The organism is Megasphaera sp. (assembly GCF_047831605.1).
Taxonomy (GTDB): Bacteria; Bacillota; Negativicutes; order Veillonellales; family Megasphaeraceae; genus Megasphaera; species Megasphaera intestinihominis.
Genome location: NZ_CP181255.1, coordinates 395833 through 412378, shown reverse-complemented (window position 1 = coordinate 412378; position 16546 = coordinate 395833). Strand labels below are relative to the sequence as shown.

The window sequence follows — 16546 nt, the reverse complement described above, 5'->3', positions numbered from 1 at the left end:
CCCACATGAGTAAAAGAGATTATTATGAAGTCCTCGGCGTTCCCAAAGACGCCGGCGACGCAGAAATCAAGAAAGCTTTTAAGAAATTAGCGCTCAAATACCATCCGGACCGCAACCCGGACAACCCGAAGGCAGCAGAAGAAAAATTCAAGGAAATCAACGAAGCGTACAGCGTCCTGTCGAATAAACAGAAACGCGCCCAGTACGACCAGTTCGGTCCGGCAGCATTCCAGAACGGCAATGCTGCCGGTTCCGGTGCCGGTTTCGGCCAGGGCGGCTTCGGAGGTTTTGGCGGCTTTGGCGGATTCGGCCAGGGCGGCCAGGGCTTCGGCGGCTTTGGCGGATTCGGCCAGGGCGGCCAGGGCTTCGGCGGCTTTGAAGATATCTTTGATTCCTTCTTCGGCGGCCAGGGCAGCCGTCAGTCGGCCAATGGCCCGCAGCGCGGTGCCGATTTGCGCTTCGACGTAGACATTACCTTTAAACAGGCTGCCTTTGGTACGGAAATGGAAATCCAGGTCCCGAAAGAAGAAACGTGCGATCACTGCCACGGCAACGGTGCCGAACCGGGAAGCAAGGTAGATACCTGCCCGGACTGCCACGGCACAGGCCAGCAGCGCGTCGTCCAGAACACGCCTTTCGGCCAGATGGTCAATGTCCGCACCTGTTCCCGCTGCGGCGGCACAGGCAAGATCATCCATGACAAGTGCAAGAAATGCCATGGCACGGGGACGGTCAAGGTCCGCAAGAAACTGAAGATCAAGATCCCTGCCGGTGTCGACGACGGCGCACGCCTGCGCGTAGCCGGTGAAGGCGAACCGGGCGTCCGCGGCGGCGGTCACGGCGACTTGTACGTCTATATCTTCGTCCGCCGCGATCCCAAGTTCACCCGTGAAGGCAACGACATCTTGTCCCAGGAAACGATTTCCTTCGCCCAGGCTGCCCTGGGGTCGAAGATCCTCGTCGAAACCCTGGACGGCAAGATCGAGCTGACCATCCCGGCCGGCACCCAGACGGGGACGGTCTTCCGCATCCGCGGCAAAGGCGTACCGGTCCTGGGGTCCAAGAACCGCCGTGGCGACCACCACGTCCAGGTCACGGTCTCCGTACCGACGCACCTCAACGCCAAACAGAAGGAACTCCTGCGGGAATTCGCCTATGCTGGCGGCGAAACGTGGGTGGGGGAGCCAAAGCCGGCTGAACAACCGGCCGACGGTGACGCCACGAGCGCGAAGAGCGACAAGAAAGATACGAAGAAGACCAAGAAGAGTTTTTGGAGTAAGTTAAAAGAAGATCTGTAAAGATAAAGGGAGTATGAACGATGCAATGGAATGAAGTAGATTTGCTCGTTTCCCCAACGGCCACCGATTTGGTGGCCCTTCTTGTTTTTGAATGTGGAAGCAATGGCTCGGTCATCGACGACGAGCACCCGGACCACAAAGGGCGCATCCGCATTACGGCGTATTTCCCGCTGGCACAGGAAGGTCTTGTGGAAACGATACGAGAAAAGATGGGCGCCCTGGAAAAACGGGGCGTCGACCTGGGTGACTGGAAGGTCGTCGAAAAGAAAGCTGACGATAAGGACTGGCTCTTTGCCTGGCAGGAACACTTCCATCCCAAGAAGATTTCCCGCCATTTCTGGGCGGCCCCGGCGTGGGAACCGGCCCGTCCGGCCGACGGAGAAGACGTCCTTTCCATCGATCCGGGCCTGGCCTTTGGCAGCGGCTTCCACGACACGACGTGCATGTGCGTCCAGTACCTGGAAGATACGGTGAAGGCCGGCGATACGGTCTTTGACATCGGCACGGGCACGGGCATCCTGGCCATTGCCGCCGCCAAACTGGGCGCATCCCACGTGACGGCTGTCGACTTCGACGGCGTCGCCGTCAAGCAGGCTGCGGTCAATGCCAAACTGAACGGCGTCGAAGACAAATTGACCATCGCCAACAGCGACCTCCTGGCGGCCATCCCGCAGGGGGAAAAGGCCGACGTCGTCGTCGCCAACTTGGTGACCAATGCCGTCCTGGCCCTGCTGCCGACGCTGCCGCCGTATCTCAAGGAAGGCGGTACGCTCATTGCTAGCGGCATCATCGACGAACGCATCGACGAAGTGCGCCGCGCTGCCGCTGCCGTCGGCTTCACCTGGGTCGATGAACAGTTCCGCAGCGGCTGGTATGCCGTCCAGATGAAGAGGTGAGACTATGCGTAAGATTTTCACGGATTTCCCCATTTGCGGGACCTTTGAATTGTCTGCCGACGATGCCCATCACGTCGTCGGCGTCCTGCGCCATACCGTCGGCGATACACTGAACGTCACGGACTGCACCGGTGCGACCTATGAATGTTTCATCACCCGCATGGAAGGCCATTCGGCGTACCTCACGCCGGCGCGCAAGATTTCCGACGGGCCGTCGTCCAACGGCAGGGTCATCCTGGCGGCAGGGCTCCTCAAGGGCGACAAGTTCGACTGGGTCGTCCAGAAGGCGACGGAACTCGGTGCCGGGCGGATCGTTCCTGTACAAATGGAGCATTGTGTAGTAAAATTAGATGATAAACGGCGGCAGGCACGGCTCGAACGCTGGCAGCGCCTGGCCCTGGAAGCGGCCAAGCAATGCGGCCGCGACGACGTACCCGACGTGGCACCGGTCATGAGCTTCACGGAACTCGTCGACGCCTATGCCGACACGCGCTTCGTCATCCCCTATGAACAGGAGACGGCGCCCTTGTCGGAAGCCTGCCACGACGTGCGTACCGGCGACGTCGTCATCGCCATCGGTCCCGAAGGGGGCTATGCCGAAAAAGAAATCGCCTATGCCACGCAGCGTCTGTCGTGGTGCCGCACGGTCTCTCTCGGGCCCCGCATCCTGCGCGCTGAAACGGCGTCGCTGGCGGCCCTGTCTATCATTATGTACGAAAGAGGATTCAAGTAATGCCAACTATCGCTTTTGCCACTCTTGGCTGCCGTGTCAACCAGTACGATACGGACAGTATGCGCGGCCTCTTCCTGGCTGCAGGCTTCACGGAAGCCGATTTCAATGGCCCGGCCGACGTCTATGTCATCAATACCTGTTCGGTCACTCAGGTCGGCGAAAAGAAATCGCGCCAGCTCATCCGGCGGACGAAGAAGCGCAACGATGCGGCCAAGGTCATCGTCACCGGCTGCTATGCCCAGCTCGACCCGGAGCTTTTGACGTCCATGCCCGAAGTCGACGCCGTCGTCGGGACCAATGAACGCAAGCGCATCGTATCCATTGTCCGCGAACTCCTGCACGACGAAGACGACGAAGCCATCACGGCCGTCCACGACGTGCGCCGCCACGATGAATTCGAGGAAATCCCCCTCTATCCGTCGGCAGTGGAACACACGCGGGCCGACCTGAAGATCCAGGAAGGATGCAACAATTTCTGTTCCTACTGCATCATTCCCTATACGCGGGGCGCTTTGAAATCGCGCCAGCCCGACGCCATCGTCGCCGAAGCCAACCGCCTGGTCGCAGCGGGCTTCAAGGAAATCGTCCTGACCGGCATCCACCTCGGCGCCTATGGCCGCGACCTCGACGACCATCCGTCGCTGGCCCACATCCTGGACCGCCTGGTCAAGGAAACCGACGTGGCCCGCATCCGCCTGGGTTCCATCGAGTCCCTGGAAATCGGCGACGACATGATCGACGTCATGAACAGCTCGGACCGCATCTGCCCGCATCTGCACCTGCCCCTCCAGTCCGGTTCAGACCCGATCCTGAAGGCCATGAACCGCCATTACACGGTGGCTGAATATGAGGACCTCATCGCCCGCCTGCGCAGCTGCATCGACGGCCTGACTGTCTCGACGGACCTCATCCTGGGCTTTCCCGGTGAAACGGAAGCCCTCTTCGAGGACACCATGGCGACGCTGGAACGCCTCTCTTTCTCGCATATCCACGCCTTCCCGTATTCCCAGCGCAAGGGGACGCCGGCAGCGGATATGAAGGAACAAGTCGAAACGGCGGAAAAGAAACGGCGCGTCGAACTCGTCAATGAACTGTCGGCCCGCCAGAAAGCGGCGCTCCTGACGGCCCTGGTCGGCAAGAAGGCCTCAGTCCTCATCGAAAAACAAGACGGCACGACAGGCGAAGGCTTTACGGAGAACTACGAACGGGCCGTCGTCGAAAATCTTCCGCCTCATGCCGAAGGCACCGTCGTCGAAGTCACCCTCATCGGCACTGACGGGCAGAAGCTGGAAGCGCGTTGTTAGTGGCTCGTGGTTTCGGCCTGAGGCCTAGTGGCTCGTGGTTTCGACCTGTGAGCCCCTAACCCCTAACCACTAGCTGCTGACTGCTAACCCCTAACCCTTGTAGGGGCTCGCACGTGGCGAGCCCGTCCGGAATATGAACGCATTCTGCCTGCATGATTACGACGGTCTGGTGGGCCAGAAAGGCTTTCAGGCCGGCCCCTACGTACACCTACCTAAGGAGGAATTTATCATGGAAGACTGCATTTTCTGCAAGATCATCGCCGGGGAAATCCCGAGCACGAAAGTTTGGGAAGACGATAATTTCTTCGCCTTCAAGGACATCAATCCGGTCGCTCCGGTCCACGTCCTGGTCATCCCCAAGAAACATATCCAGAGTATCGCCGACTTGACGCCGGACGATGTCGCTGTCGCTGGCAAGATGCTCTATGCCATCCAGAAAGTCGCCCAGGTCATGGGCCTTGATAAAGACGGCTTCCGCGTCGTCTTCAACACCGGTGAAAAAGCAGGCCAGACGGTCCATCACATGCACGCCCACATCTTAGGCGGCAAAGAAATGGCTTGGCCCGGCGTATGAGTGAACGGCAGCGGAGACGGAAGCCCCAGCGCCAGGTGACGATTACAGCGGCGGCCCTTACCCGCATCATCGCCATCGTCCTGCTCGTCGGCGTCGTCGCTTTCCTGATGATCCACAAAATTTAATCTTCTTCTCATAAAAAAAGACCCGGAAGGGTCTTTTTTTCATGTAATTTTAATCTTTCTCGTCTACGATGGACGTAATCGGATACATTGAGAAAGGGGAATCGCCATGGAGAAGAATCTATTAGGCTATTATGGAGAACAAGCGGCGCTGGCCTTTGTGCGCCAGGAAAAGGGCTATCACGTGCGCTGCTGTAATTACCGCAACCGCCTGGGAGAAATCGACATCATCGCCGACGACGGCCATACGCTGGTCTTCATCGAAGTCAAGACGCGGACGACAGGTTCTTACGGCCTGCCCTGCGAAGCCGTCGAGAAACGCAAGCGCCGTCAGATCACCCGCGTGGCCTCGGCCTATCTGGCCCAGTTCGATCTTTGGGAGCGGCCATGCCGGTTCGACGTCATCGAAGTCTGGCCAGGAGATAACGGACAGCCTGGCATCCGCCACATTGCTCATGCCTTCCTGGCCGAAAGGCGGTGACGCCGTGTTCGCGCGTATCTATGGGGCGGCGACACTGGGCCTGAACGGGCACGTCATCGCCGTCGAAACGGATATTTCCAACGGCCTGCCGTCGTTCGACCTGGTCGGCCTGGCATCGACGTCGGTGAAAGAGGCCAAAGAGCGGGTCCGGGCTGCCGTCAAGAACAGCGGCTATGAATTTCCCATGCGCCGCCTGACGGTCAACCTGGCGCCGGCTGACCTGAAGAAGGACACGTCCGGCCTGGATTTGAGTCTGGCCGTGGCTATCCTGGTGTCGAGCGGCCAGATTCCCGAAGAGGCCTGCGAAAAATGTCTCTTCATGGGCGAACTGGCCCTGGATGGGCGCATCCGGCCGGTGAACGGTATCCTGCCCATGGTCCTGGAAGGGGCCGCCCAGGGGATGAAGACGGTCTTCGTCAGCCGCGACAATGCCGCCGAAGCCCTGCTCTGTCCGGACCTCACGGTCTACGGTGTCGATACGCTCTGCGACGTCGCCGCCTGCCTGACCGGTGAAAAGCCGCTGGACGCGGCCCGGCCGGAACCCTTGGCGCCGGACCAGCTGGACTATGACGTCGACTTCGCCGAAGTCCAGGGCCAGGCCGAAGCCAAGCGGGTCCTGGAAATCGCCGCAGCCGGCGGCCATAACGTCCTCATGATCGGCCCGCCGGGAAGCGGCAAGACCATGCTGGCCAAGCGCATCCCGACTATCCTGCCGCCCATGAGCGAAGCCGAGGCCCTGGAAGTGACCAAGATATACAGCGTCGCCGGCCTTTTGGGCAAGGGGCGGCTCCTGCAGCAGCGGCCTTTCCGCAGCCCTCATCACACCATTTCCATGGCCGGCCTCGTCGGCGGCGGGTCCATCCCCAAGCCGGGCGAAGTGACCCTCAGCCATCACGGCGTCCTCTTCCTCGACGAACTGCCGGAGTTCCCCCGGTCGGTTCTGGAAGTCCTGCGCCAGCCCTTGGAAGACGGCGTCGTCCACATTGCCCGCGTCCAGGCGGCCCTGTCCTATCCGTCGCGCTTCGTCCTGGTGGCGGCCATGAATCCCTGTCCCTGCGGCCGCTACGGCTTCGACGAAGGCTGTACCTGTTCGGACAGCGAGATACGCCGCTATACCCATAAGATTTCCGGCCCTCTCCTGGACCGCATCGACCTCCACGTCCGCGTCGAACGGCCGGCCTACTGGGAACTGACGGCCCGGCGGCGGGCCGAACCGTCGTCGGCCATCCGCTCGCGGGTCCTGTCGGCGCGCCATCGCCAGCAAGAGCGCCTGGCTCCTTATGGCTGTACCTGCAACGCCCATATGGGCCACCGGGAGATACGGGCCACGTGCCAGCTGACCGAGGCGGCCCAGCAGTTGTTGCGCGAGGCCTTCGACGCCCTGCGCCTCAGTGCCCGCAGTTACGACCGCATCATCAAAGTGTCCCAGACCATTGCCGACCTGGCCAAAGAACCGGTCATCGCCAAGGATCACGTGGCCGAAGCCATCAGTTACCGCAATAAGATGCACCAGCCATGAAGGGGGGATGAAGGTGGAACAGGAAACGATGTACGCAGCGGCCCTCCAGTCCCTCAAGGGCTGCGGCAGCCGCCGCCTGCAGGCCCTCCTCGACGTCTGCCGCTCGCCCAGCCAGGCCTGGGGTGCCGTCTGGGATGAAGACCTGCGGCGCCGGACGGGGATTCCGGCCAAGATTTTTTCTCAGCTCAGGCAAGAACGAGATGTTTTTGATTGGGATACCTTCCAGCGCAGGCTGTCTTTTTATGGCGTTCGGCCCGTCGCCCTGTGGGACGACGATTACCCCAGCTGGCTGCCCTTCATCGCCCAGCCGCCGCTGGTCCTCTTTTGCCAGGGGACGATGGAGCGCGACAGCAGCAGTATCGCCATCGTCGGCTCCCGCAAGGCCAGCCCCTATGGCCTGAATGCCGCCGAGACGCTGGCCGCTGAGCTGGCGGCCCAGGGCCTCACCATCGTCAGCGGCGGTGCCAGGGGCATCGATACGCGGGCCCATCGGGGCGCCCTGAAAGGGAAGGGGCGGACTGTCGTCGTCGCCGCCAACGGCCTGGACCGGACCTATCCCAGGGAGAACAAGGCCCTGTTCCGGCAGGTCGTCGATAGCGGCGGCGCAGTCATCTCGGAATATGCCTTCGGCGTCGAGCCGCTATCCCGGAATTTCCCGGCCCGCAACCGCATCATCGCCGGCATGGCAGCGGCGACGATCGTCGTCGAAGCGGCCCTGCGCAGCGGCTCCCTGATTACGGCTGACCTGGCCCTCGACGAAGGGCGCGACGTCTTTGCCATGCCGGGCAGTGTCTTTTCCGAGACCAGCCGGGGGACGAACCATCTCCTCCGGCTCGGCGCCATTCCCCTGACCTGTGCTGACGATGTGGTCCGGGAATTCCGCCGCCGCGGCTGGCAGGGGCCGGAGACGGCCTGCCATGAGGAAGGACCCAGCCTGAGTCCGGCCGAACAGGCCGTCATCGACGCCATCCCCTTCGACCGGGCGGCGCCGGTGAGCGAGCTCCTGGAAAAGACGGGCCTCGCCGTCGCCGACCTGCTGCCCATCCTCCTGGCCCTGCAGATGAAGAAAGCCGCCGAGGAACTCCCCGGCGGCTATATCCGCTGTGCTGCGGCCTTTTCTGCCCTATAAGGCGGTGATATACGCTTGGGCTTTGTCGACGGAGACGACGTCGATCCAGCCGAAGGGGACCAGGGCATGACAGCAGGCAAAGAGGGTATGATGGTCTGTGATGAATTCTTTCAGGGCGGCCATGGTCTGGCTGCTGCCTTCGACGCGGCCATAGCCGGCGACGGCTGCGTCGATGAGGGCATTGTCCGGCCATTCCTCGCGGAAGCAGCTGTGCAGGAAGAGGAACAGGTCCAGGACGGGCGCCGGCGCGTCGACGAATTTCTTTTCATTTTCCCAGTCGAGGAAGGTAATCGTCCCGGTTTCCTTATCGTAGGCAATGTCCCGCAGGGCCGGCCGACCGTGGTGCAGGCCGGCGGCGTGGAGCTGAGCCAGTCCCTGGCCGGCTTTTTCAAAGGCATCGTGGCGGACGGCGGCGTATTCCGCTTCCTTGGCTACGCCCTGCAAGGTCTTGCCGGCAGCTTCCATGACGAAGAAGTCTTCATCCAGGAGGACGACCTTCGGCGCCAGGGGAAGGCGGGCGTTGACGGTCATGATCTTGTAGGCTTCGCACCAAAAGGCGGCCGACGGATTCTGTTTGGCAAAGGCATTGCGGCCATTGCCCATGCGGCGCTTGACGAAGTACGTTTTATTTTCAAAAGAAAGTGATAAAATCCGCTTGTCCGGCGCTTTTGTGATGGCAGATTGAACGGATTTTAAGAGAGACCTGTTGAACAAGAAAGTCACACCTTTCAAAATTTTAAGATATAGTTTCAATATTTACAGTTTCTACACATAAGAACGTGCCTATATTATAACAAATTTTGTCAGTAAAATAAATGGCCTGGCCCTTGGAAATAAGGCATTTTCCTGCGAACTCCCCTCGAAATAGACCATCTTGTAAACAAGATGTTATATTGAGTTTGATAAACACTATTGACGAGTGAAAAAAGACACTTTATAATAATAGACGTAAATGAATATCAATTTTTTTTCAAGGGAGATGTGTCGTATGTTTCAGAATACAGATTTTTGGATTGGCTTAGGTATCGGTGTCGTCGCTGGTGTTTTCGGTTATAAACTCATGTCCGAACGGGAACAGCAGCTCCTGGCTATGCAGCAGCCCGCTGCCGGTGCGATGACCGCTTCGGTACCCCTGGCTGAATTGCAGCGTCAGAAAGAAGAATTGGAAGACATGATCGCAGCTCAGGAAACCGCACAGGCGAAATAAGTTTGTAGGGAAGGCCTTTGCGGTTTCAGCGGAAGCCTTTAAATTTAAAGCCATCTGCTAACAACTAACCACTAGCCACTAACCATTTAAAAGGGGCTGTCGTACGAAGATTTTTGCCATCATGCAAGGCCCCATTTACTTTATAGTTTGTAGTATGGAGTTTGTAGTTTGTAGAAGCTGGCTTTAAATTTTTACCATTTGCTGCAAACTAAAAACTACAAACTTAAAACTCAAAAAGAGGCTGTCTTAATGCGACAGCCTCTTTTTAAGAGGAACAACACCAGGAAGGACTGCTTGTATGATCATTCCGACGTTGAAATGGGACCTCATCATGAGAGCCGTTTCTATTTCGTCTTACTTACCAGGCCGTATCCGCCTGCACAGTAAAAAACTCATTGGCAATGCCGAATTGGGCCGCAAGGTCTACTCCTACATTGCCAGTTATAAAGAAATCGACAAGGTCGATGTCAATGTCCTCACGGGTTCCGTCCTGATCACCTACCGGCCGCAGGTCCTGCGGGCCAATCGGGAACTCGTCCGGGTAGAGAACTATATCATGACCCATGTTGAAAGGAGAAGGTAATTTGAAAGGCCGTCGCCGCTATCGGGCAGCGGCCCTCGTCGGCAATGCGGAACTGGCCCGCTTGATCGAAGAAAAAGTCAGCACCCTGCCCAATATCCAGTTCATCCAGGTCAGCGTCGTCACGGGCAGCATCCTGGTCTTCGCCCACAGCGAAGGGACCTTGGACCGGCTGGAAAACTTCTTCCGCTTCCGCCTCTTCCCGAATGTCGTCGAAGGCATCGTCAGTGCCGTCTGCGATGCAGAAAAACAGGAAGGCCAGAAAAAGGAAGAGACGACGTATCTCAAAGCGGTCCGCGATACGGGGCTTTTTTCAGCAGTATCATCCGCAATGAATCCAGTCGTTTTTTTGACTTGCGCACAGTCGCTGCCTTGCTCCTGACCCTTCGCGGCTTGCGCAAAGTCGTATTCATGGGACAGCGCCCGTCAGGACCACAGATGCTGTGGTGGGCCCTGTCGTTGTTGAGGGGGCGTTAAGTCATGTACATGCGCAATACCATCTTCCTGCACAGCGAGATCCCCAGCCGCATGCGCCCTGTCCTGAGCGTCAAGCTCCGCCAGGTCCGCGGCATCGTCTCGGCTGTCGTCGAAGAAAAGAAGGTCACCGTCTACTATGTGGGACAGCTGGACCTGCGGGCACTGAACCTGTTCATCCGTGCCTTTGAAGAAAAATATGGCCGCAAGAAGGAACAGAAAGACGACGACATGGATGTTGCTACGTACCGCCGGGAAGCCATCATCTCCGTCGGCGGCTTCATCGCCATGAACATCCTGCGCAAGGTCAACCCGGAATTCTACGGGTCGATCCTCTTGTTTCGCCGATTATTTACCTTATATATTGCACGCCGCTACATTAAGAACGGCATCATGGGGCTCGTAAAGGACCATCAGGCCAATGCCGATACCCTGACGGCGACGGCAGTCGCTGCGTCCGTCCTGGCTGGCAAGCCCGAATCGAGCCTGACCCTCCTGGCCCTGTCGAATGGGGCCGAAATGATGACCGAATACGCTGCCGAAAAGGCACGCCGTCAGATTTCGGGCCTCCTCAAACTGGACCAGCGCGACGTCTGGCTCGTCGAAAACGGCCATGAACGCAAGATCCCTGTCGAATCGCTGAAGCGGGGCGACCTCATCGCCGTCCACTTGGGCGAAAAGATTTGCGTCGACGGCAGCGTCGTCAGCGGCAATGCCGCCGTCAACCAGGCCTCCATCACGGGCGAATCCAATCCGGCTATTAAGCAGGAAAAATCGCCGGTCTATGCGGGCAGTGTCATCGAAGCGGGCGACTTGGTCATCCGCGTCGAAAAGGTCGGCGCCGACACGTCCTTGGCCCAGATCATCCACCTCGTCGAAGAAGCCCAGACCCGCCGGGCGCCGGTCCAGAACTTTGCCGATAAGATGGCCAACCTCCTGGTTCCCATCTCCTTCATCGGCGCAGCCATCGTCTACGGGGCCACCAAAGACTGGCAGCGCGTCCTCAACCTCTTGTTCATCGACTTCTCGTGCGGCCTGAAATTGTTGACAGCGACAGCCATCTCGGCAGCTATCGGCGTGGCAGCCCGCAAGGGGATCCTCATCAAGGGCGGCAACTACATTGAAAACCTGGCCGACATCGACACGGTCGTCCTCGACAAGACCGGGACCATCACCATGGGCGTCCCCAGATCGACCACATCGAAACCGTCGAAGGCGTAGACGATAAGGAAATGATCCTCCTCGCCGCTTCGGCTGAAATGCACTCCGTCCATCCTCTGGCCGTAGCCGTTCAGAAATACGTCAACGCCCAGGGCTGGCAGACGCCGCCTCATGCGTCGTCGGAAACCGTCGTCGCCCGCGGCATGAAAGCGACCGTTCCCGATTTTGAAGGCTACGAAGGCGGGGACATCCTCGTCGGCAGCCGCCGTTTCATGACCGAAGAAGGCGTGGAAGGCATGCCGGCGACGGATAACAAGACCTGGGGCAAGAACCTCTTGTACATCGCCCGCAATGGCGAATATCTCGGCTTCCTGGTCATCCAGGACCCGGTCCGTCCGGGTATGAAGAAGACCCTGAACCGCATGCGCCGCCTGGGCATCGACGAAGTCGTCATGCTCACCGGCGATTCGAAGGACGTCGCCGCCGAAGTCGCCCGCGACATGGATATCGACTCGTATCATGCCGAAATCCTGCCGGAAGACAAGGCCAACTACGTCATGAAGATGCAGAAGCGGGGCAACGTCATGATGGTCGGCGACGGCATCAACGACGCACCGGCCCTGGCCTTTGCCGACATCGGCGTCAGCCTCGGCGGCAACAAGACGGACATCGCCGCTGAATCGGCAGCCATCACCATCCGTTCGGAAGACCCATCGAAACTGTACGATGCCCTGTACATCGGCAGGGAAACGATGCGGGCCATCAACCAGAACTTCACGGCTACCATTGTAGTCAACTCGGCGGCCATGCTGCTCGGCGCCTTAGGGAAAATCAGCCCCCTCTGGGCTGCTGTCATCCACAACACAGCCACCCTGGCCGTCGTCCTCAACAGCGTCCGCATCCTGAAACCGGCCCGCCCGACCAGACGCCCGGCATAGGGAATCGCGCATGCCAATGGTTTGTAGGGACCCGCGCATGCCAATGGTTTGTAGGGACCTGCACACGCCAATGGTTTGTAGGGGCTCGCACGTGGCGAGCCCGTCCGGGAGATGAATACATTCCCATATCAAGCAGAAACGGGCGCCCCACGTGGCGCCCCTACAAAAGGACTTGTCGTTATGCGACAAGTCCTTTTTATAAATGAATTTCAATAGCAACTATTGACAGGGCTTGTGAAAAAAATATATAATGTTTATGGTAATGAAATGTATTATCATTAATTAGAAGGGATGTGTGAGTATTATTTACGGAGCTGAAAGGAGCGATGTAAATGAGTGTCGTCATCGTAGGTGGAAATGATTGTATGGTTTGTCGCTATAAGCGTATTTGCAAAGAGTACGATTATAAGGCAAAAGTCTTTACACAGGTACCAAGCGATTTCAAATCGAAAATCGGGTCGCCTGATCTTGTAGTGTTGTTTACCAGTACCGTGAGCCACAGTATGGTCCGTTGCGCCATCAAAGAAGCGCAGCGCAAGAACGTCGAAGTCGTCCGTTCCCATACGAGCAGCTCGAACGCGCTGAAGAACATATTAGCCGCCCGGATGGAAGAGGCCGTCTGAGGCAAGCAAAGGGGAGTTAGTCATGAAAATTGTTTCATTAGCCGATATGAAAGTCGGCCAGTCGGGCGTTGTCGATGCCTTGAAGGGACGGGGAAATATCCAGCACCGTCTCGTCGACATGGGCGTCGTCAAGGGCTCGCATATTTCAGTCTTCAAAAAGGCCCCGCTCGGAGATCCCATTGAGGTAAAAGTCAAAGGGTGCGCACTGGCACTGCGCATGAATGAAGCGGCGATGATTTCCGTCGCCGTAGAACAATAAAGGGGGCACATAGTAGTCATGGAAAATGCAGCGAAGATCAAGATTGCCCTGGCCGGCAATCCGAACTGCGGTAAAACGACGATTTTTAACAACATTACCGGCGCTAAACAGCACGTCGGCAACTATCCTGGCGTTACTGTCGAAAAGAAAGAAGGCCATCGTACCTTCAACGGCAAGGACCTGCTCTTCGTCGACCTGCCCGGCACATACAGCCTGACGGCACGGTCCCTCGATGAAGTCGTAGCCCGTAACGTCATCATCAATGAAAAACCGGACATCATCGTCAACGTCCTCGATGCGTCCAACCTGGAACGTAACTTATACCTGGCCGCACAGCTCGTCGAACTGGGCCGCCCCATGGTCATCGCCCTGAACATGATGGACATTGCCGAACGCATGGGCATCCAGATCGACCTCAAGAAGCTGGGCAAACAGCTCGGCGCCGTCGTCGTGCCCCTCGTCGGCAGCAAGAACATCGGCACGAAAGAACTGCTCGACGCCATTTCCAGTACGCAGACCCAGAACCTGGTCAATGCCAAAGTCGATTACGGCGCTGACGTCGAACCGGCGATTGCCAACCTGACCGATGCCATCGAAAAAATGGGCATCATCAAATACCCAGTCCGCTGGCTGGCCGTCAAGCTCCTGGAAAACGACTCCGACGCCATCGCCAAAGTCCGCGCTATGGAAGGGACCCAGTCCATCCTGGCCCTGGCTTCGACTCTGCGCGATTCCCTGGCCAACAAGATCGATTTGGACTTCTATTTCGCTCAATGCCGATATCAATTCGCAACTGATGTATTTAATAAATCGATTATCAATGTCGGTTCGAGCGACTCCTTGTCCGACAAGATCGACAGCGTCCTGACCCACCGTTACTTAGGGATCCCGATTTTCCTGGCCCTCATGTGGCTCATGTTCGTCGTCGTCATCAACGTTGGCGCCTACCCGCAGGGCTGGCTCGACACGGGCTTCTCGATGCTCGGTGACTGGTGCAGCGATGTCATCGAAGATGAACAGCTCCGCTCCCTCGTCGTCGACGGCGTCATCGGCGGTGTCGGTTCCGTCCTTTCTTTCGTTCCCCTTATCGTCCTCTTGTACTTATTCATCAGCCTTCTCGAAGATACGGGTTATATGGCCCGTGCCGCCTTCCTCATCGACCGCGCTATGCGTGCCCTGGGGCTGCACGGCAAGTCCTTCATTCCTATGATCCTCGGCTTTGGCTGCAACGTACCGGGCATCATGGCCGCTCGTACACTGGACAATGAAAAAGACCGTCTGGTCACGATTCTGGCCTGCCCGTTCATGAGCTGCGGTGCCCGCCTGCCGGTATACACCTTGCTCATCGCCGCTTTCTTCGGCGCTTCCGGCCACGGTGGTACGGTCCTCTTCGGCGTATACCTTTTAGGTATCATCATTTCCGTCTGCGTCGCCCTGGTCCTCCGTCATACGACCTTTAAGGGCGAACAGGAACCGTTCGTCATGGAAATGCCGCCGTATCACATTCCGACCTTGAAAGGCGTCCTCATGCACATGTGGGAACGCACGGTCTTGTACCTCAAGAAAGCCGGTACTTTCATCCTCGGCGCATCCGTCCTCGTCTGGTTCCTCACGGCATACCCGATGGACGTCGAATATTCCCAGGACTTCGATGCCGCTAAAAATCAGGTCACGGCTGAAATGGAACAGAAACAGTCTGACATCCTTCAGTCCTACGGCCTCAGCGCTATCGAAGACAATGCCGCTTTGAACGATATGTATGAATCCATGGTCGCTGCGGCTGATGAAGCCGCTGACGAAGCCGATGCTGACGAAGCCGATACGGGCAATGCCCTGAACCCGGCTGCCGCTTTGAGCTCCGTTGAAGACCAGGTCAAGAATTCCGAAGAAGAAGAAGACAACTTGTTCATGGGCAAATACCCCCAGAGCTTTGCCGACCTGCAGGCACAGAACCCGACCGTCTTCGCTCAGGCTCTGCCGCTCTTCGATGCCAAAGCCGATGCTGACGACGAAACGTCCAAACTCGACAATCAGCAGACGGCTGAAAAACTGGAACAGTCCTATGCTGCCCGCCTGGGCCACTTCGTAGAACCGGTCATCGCACCGCTTGGCTTTGACTGGAAGATCGGTGTAGGCCTCATCGCCTGCACGGCTGCTAAAGAAGTCATGGTTTCGACCTTGGGTACGATTTACAGCGTCGGCGGTGACGACACCCACGAATCGGGCATCGTCGCTTACCTCCGTGATGATCCGGACTTCAACCCGGCCGTCGCCCTGTCGCTCATGGTCTTCGTACTGCTCTACATGCCGTGCGTCGCTGCCATGGCCGTCATCAAACGTGAAACAGGCTCGTGGAAAATGCTCCTTGCCAGTGATGCCATGTGCCTCGTACTCTCGTACGTCCTGGCCTTTGTCACCTATCACCTGGCCCTCATGGCCGGCCTCGGCGCTTAAGACTTGAAGCAGCCCCTTCCATAACGTATAATATTAGTGTTAGTGGCTCGTGGCTAGCCTCCCCTCATAGGCCCTTTTTGGCCCGTCAGGCGTTGACCGCAGGGAAAGGCAGGACGGCTGCCAAAACGGAGAGCCGGCTGGAGGTGGCCCAAAGGGCCGGAGAGGTTGATTTCACAACGAATAATTGCTAATCCCGAGAGGAGGTATATCTATGAGTCCTGCAACCATTATCGTCGCTATCGTCGTCATCATCGCCGTAGCGTACTTCATTCACCATATCCGCGGCCTGTTCAACGGAACGGCCAGCTGCTGCGGCAACTGCTCAGGCAGCTGCTCATCCAGTGGAAAAACAAAAACGGGGGACGATTCCAAATTGCCTCCGTGCTGCCGGAAATAGCATAAGAAAAGGGACTGTCGCACGTGCGACAGTCCCTTTTTGCTTTCTTCGGATTCAGATACGGCTTCGCCGTGATAGACTCATGAAATAAACGCAGTTCGCAGGCGCCCGGTCGCAGTTCGCCGCACTCCTGCGGACCGCAAAAATACACGCCCATGGCCTTGGATGTCCCCTACGTATTGATTGGAGATTACAGTCTGCTGTGACGGCAGGAAACATGGTATAATGAAAGAAAAGTATCAGAAAGGATGAAGTCCATGATTAAACGTTGTAACCATGACTGTGATTTTTCCTGCCAGCAGTCAAAAAAACAGAAGGTGCGAGTCATCGGCGGCACCGGCGTCTTTACGCTCCTCGTGTCGGCCCAGGTGCGCAGTGAGAACGGGAAGTAACTCGA

At 57.9% G+C, this 16546-nt stretch carries 21 protein-coding genes; 20 read left to right on the top strand and 1 reads right to left on the bottom strand.

What is annotated here, in order from left to right; genetic code table 11:
• Positions 1-5: 5 nt before the first annotated feature.
• From dnaJ to dprA, 9 genes are all read left to right on the top strand, one after another.
• Positions 6-1298: a molecular chaperone DnaJ gene (gene dnaJ, locus ACFWUB_RS02045; RefSeq protein WP_302681080.1), complete on the top strand. Its 1293-nt coding sequence runs from the start codon at positions 6-8 to the stop codon at positions 1296-1298.
• A 20-nt stretch (positions 1299-1318) separates the two neighbouring features.
• Entirely contained in the window at positions 1319-2194 is an 876-nt protein-coding gene (gene prmA / locus ACFWUB_RS02040; RefSeq protein ID WP_020310232.1) for a 50S ribosomal protein L11 methyltransferase, read from the top strand.
• A gap of 4 nt (positions 2195-2198) precedes the next feature.
• On the top strand, positions 2199-2927 hold the full coding sequence (locus ACFWUB_RS02035; protein ID WP_416184119.1) for a 16S rRNA (uracil(1498)-N(3))-methyltransferase: 729 nt from the start codon (positions 2199-2201) through the stop codon (positions 2925-2927).
• Complete coding sequence (gene mtaB, locus ACFWUB_RS02030; RefSeq protein ID WP_416184118.1) at positions 2927-4231, top strand: tRNA (N(6)-L-threonylcarbamoyladenosine(37)-C(2))-methylthiotransferase MtaB; 1305 nt, start codon at positions 2927-2929, stop codon at positions 4229-4231. The genes ACFWUB_RS02035 and mtaB overlap by 1 nt, the downstream gene beginning before the upstream one ends.
• Before the next feature lie 229 nt (positions 4232-4460).
• Positions 4461-4805 (top strand): histidine triad nucleotide-binding protein, encoded by a 345-nt coding sequence (locus tag ACFWUB_RS02025; protein WP_020310235.1) that lies wholly within the window; start codon positions 4461-4463, stop codon positions 4803-4805.
• Positions 4802-4930, top strand: a complete 129-nt coding sequence (locus tag ACFWUB_RS02020; RefSeq protein WP_256378952.1) for a hypothetical protein — start codon at positions 4802-4804, stop codon at positions 4928-4930. The genes ACFWUB_RS02025 and ACFWUB_RS02020 overlap by 4 nt, the downstream gene beginning before the upstream one ends.
• A 106-nt stretch (positions 4931-5036) precedes the next feature.
• Positions 5037-5408: a YraN family protein gene (locus ACFWUB_RS02015; RefSeq protein WP_020310237.1), complete on the top strand. Its 372-nt coding sequence runs from the start codon at positions 5037-5039 to the stop codon at positions 5406-5408.
• Positions 5409-5412: 4 nt separating this feature from the next.
• Positions 5413-6927 carry a YifB family Mg chelatase-like AAA ATPase gene (locus tag ACFWUB_RS02010; RefSeq protein ID WP_292260819.1) on the top strand — a complete coding sequence of 505 codons (1515 nt, stop codon included), beginning with the start codon at positions 5413-5415 and terminating at the stop codon, positions 6925-6927.
• Positions 6928-6934: 7 nt separating this feature from the next.
• Positions 6935-8056 (top strand): DNA-processing protein DprA, encoded by a 1122-nt coding sequence (gene dprA / locus ACFWUB_RS02005; protein WP_302681075.1) that lies wholly within the window; start codon positions 6935-6937, stop codon positions 8054-8056.
• Here the strand turns inward: dprA and ACFWUB_RS02000 are convergent.
• The gene (locus ACFWUB_RS02000; protein ID WP_239639905.1) at positions 8051-8779 is read right to left on the bottom strand and encodes a hypothetical protein; all 729 of its coding nucleotides are present in this window, start codon (positions 8777-8779) and stop codon (positions 8051-8053) included. The two genes, dprA and ACFWUB_RS02000, sit on opposite strands and share 6 nt — an antisense overlap.
• A gap of 265 nt (positions 8780-9044) precedes the next feature.
• On the opposite strand from ACFWUB_RS02000, the gene ACFWUB_RS01995 reads away from it, so the two are divergent.
• From ACFWUB_RS01995 to ACFWUB_RS01945, 11 genes are all read left to right on the top strand, one after another.
• Positions 9045-9263 carry a hypothetical protein gene (locus ACFWUB_RS01995; protein WP_020310241.1) on the top strand — a complete coding sequence of 73 codons (219 nt, stop codon included), beginning with the start codon at positions 9045-9047 and terminating at the stop codon, positions 9261-9263.
• A 298-nt stretch (positions 9264-9561) separates the two neighbouring features.
• A complete protein-coding gene (locus ACFWUB_RS01990; protein ID WP_292106238.1) occupies positions 9562-9846 on the top strand; it encodes an HMA2 domain-containing protein in 285 nt (94 codons plus the stop codon).
• Positions 9827-10225 (top strand): HMA2 domain-containing protein, encoded by a 399-nt coding sequence (locus ACFWUB_RS01985; protein WP_416184117.1) that lies wholly within the window; start codon positions 9827-9829, stop codon positions 10223-10225. The genes ACFWUB_RS01990 and ACFWUB_RS01985 overlap by 20 nt, the downstream gene beginning before the upstream one ends.
• Positions 10198-10320, top strand: coding sequence for a hypothetical protein (locus tag ACFWUB_RS01980; RefSeq protein ID WP_416184116.1), 123 nt, complete (start codon positions 10198-10200; stop codon positions 10318-10320). Before ACFWUB_RS01985 ends, ACFWUB_RS01980 begins: the two co-directional genes overlap by 28 nt.
• Positions 10321-10323: 3 nt before the next feature.
• Entirely contained in the window at positions 10324-11538 is a 1215-nt protein-coding gene (locus ACFWUB_RS01975; RefSeq protein WP_416184115.1) for a heavy metal translocating P-type ATPase, read from the top strand.
• Positions 11539-11549: 11 nt separating this feature from the next.
• Complete coding sequence (locus ACFWUB_RS01970) at positions 11550-12416, top strand: heavy metal translocating P-type ATPase (RefSeq protein WP_416184114.1); 867 nt, start codon at positions 11550-11552, stop codon at positions 12414-12416.
• Positions 12417-12748: 332 nt separating this feature from the next.
• Complete coding sequence (locus tag ACFWUB_RS01965) at positions 12749-13039, top strand: DUF2325 domain-containing protein (protein ID WP_020310245.1); 291 nt, start codon at positions 12749-12751, stop codon at positions 13037-13039.
• Between the two features lie 22 nt (positions 13040-13061).
• Positions 13062-13298 (top strand): FeoA family protein, encoded by a 237-nt coding sequence (locus ACFWUB_RS01960; RefSeq protein WP_020310246.1) that lies wholly within the window; start codon positions 13062-13064, stop codon positions 13296-13298.
• A gap of 18 nt (positions 13299-13316) precedes the next feature.
• Positions 13317-15752: a ferrous iron transport protein B gene (feoB, locus tag ACFWUB_RS01955; protein ID WP_416184113.1), complete on the top strand. Its 2436-nt coding sequence runs from the start codon at positions 13317-13319 to the stop codon at positions 15750-15752.
• 211 nt (positions 15753-15963) lie between these two features.
• Positions 15964-16149: a FeoB-associated Cys-rich membrane protein gene (locus ACFWUB_RS01950; protein ID WP_020310247.1), complete on the top strand. Its 186-nt coding sequence runs from the start codon at positions 15964-15966 to the stop codon at positions 16147-16149.
• Between the two features lie 257 nt (positions 16150-16406).
• Positions 16407-16541 (top strand): hypothetical protein, encoded by a 135-nt coding sequence (locus ACFWUB_RS01945; RefSeq protein WP_256378953.1) that lies wholly within the window; start codon positions 16407-16409, stop codon positions 16539-16541.
• Positions 16542-16546 lie beyond the last annotated feature (5 nt).

Coding starts and splice junctions, on each gene's coding strand:
- ACFWUB_RS02020 (WP_256378952.1), top strand. CDS start 4,802: ATGAGTGAACGGCAGCGGAGACGGAAGCCCCAGCGCCAGGTGACGATT.
- dnaJ (WP_302681080.1), top strand. CDS start 6: ATGAGTAAAAGAGATTATTATGAAGTCCTCGGCGTTCCCAAAGACGCC.
- ACFWUB_RS01975 (WP_416184115.1), top strand. CDS start 10,324: ATGTACATGCGCAATACCATCTTCCTGCACAGCGAGATCCCCAGCCGC.
- ACFWUB_RS01960 (WP_020310246.1), top strand. CDS start 13,062: ATGAAAATTGTTTCATTAGCCGATATGAAAGTCGGCCAGTCGGGCGTT.
- ACFWUB_RS01990 (WP_292106238.1), top strand. CDS start 9,562: ATGATCATTCCGACGTTGAAATGGGACCTCATCATGAGAGCCGTTTCT.
- ACFWUB_RS01950 (WP_020310247.1), top strand. CDS start 15,964: ATGAGTCCTGCAACCATTATCGTCGCTATCGTCGTCATCATCGCCGTA.
- dprA (WP_302681075.1), top strand. CDS start 6,935: ATGAAGGTGGAACAGGAAACGATGTACGCAGCGGCCCTCCAGTCCCTC.
- ACFWUB_RS02035 (WP_416184119.1), top strand. CDS start 2,199: ATGCGTAAGATTTTCACGGATTTCCCCATTTGCGGGACCTTTGAATTG.
- ACFWUB_RS01965 (WP_020310245.1), top strand. CDS start 12,749: ATGAGTGTCGTCATCGTAGGTGGAAATGATTGTATGGTTTGTCGCTAT.
- ACFWUB_RS01995 (WP_020310241.1), top strand. CDS start 9,045: ATGTTTCAGAATACAGATTTTTGGATTGGCTTAGGTATCGGTGTCGTC.
- mtaB (WP_416184118.1), top strand. CDS start 2,927: ATGCCAACTATCGCTTTTGCCACTCTTGGCTGCCGTGTCAACCAGTAC.
- ACFWUB_RS01970 (WP_416184114.1), top strand. CDS start 11,550: ATGATCCTCCTCGCCGCTTCGGCTGAAATGCACTCCGTCCATCCTCTG.
- prmA (WP_020310232.1), top strand. CDS start 1,319: ATGCAATGGAATGAAGTAGATTTGCTCGTTTCCCCAACGGCCACCGAT.
- ACFWUB_RS01985 (WP_416184117.1), top strand. CDS start 9,827: ATGTTGAAAGGAGAAGGTAATTTGAAAGGCCGTCGCCGCTATCGGGCA.
- ACFWUB_RS02025 (WP_020310235.1), top strand. CDS start 4,461: ATGGAAGACTGCATTTTCTGCAAGATCATCGCCGGGGAAATCCCGAGC.
- ACFWUB_RS02015 (WP_020310237.1), top strand. CDS start 5,037: ATGGAGAAGAATCTATTAGGCTATTATGGAGAACAAGCGGCGCTGGCC.
- ACFWUB_RS01945 (WP_256378953.1), top strand. CDS start 16,407: ATGATTAAACGTTGTAACCATGACTGTGATTTTTCCTGCCAGCAGTCA.
- feoB (WP_416184113.1), top strand. CDS start 13,317: ATGGAAAATGCAGCGAAGATCAAGATTGCCCTGGCCGGCAATCCGAAC.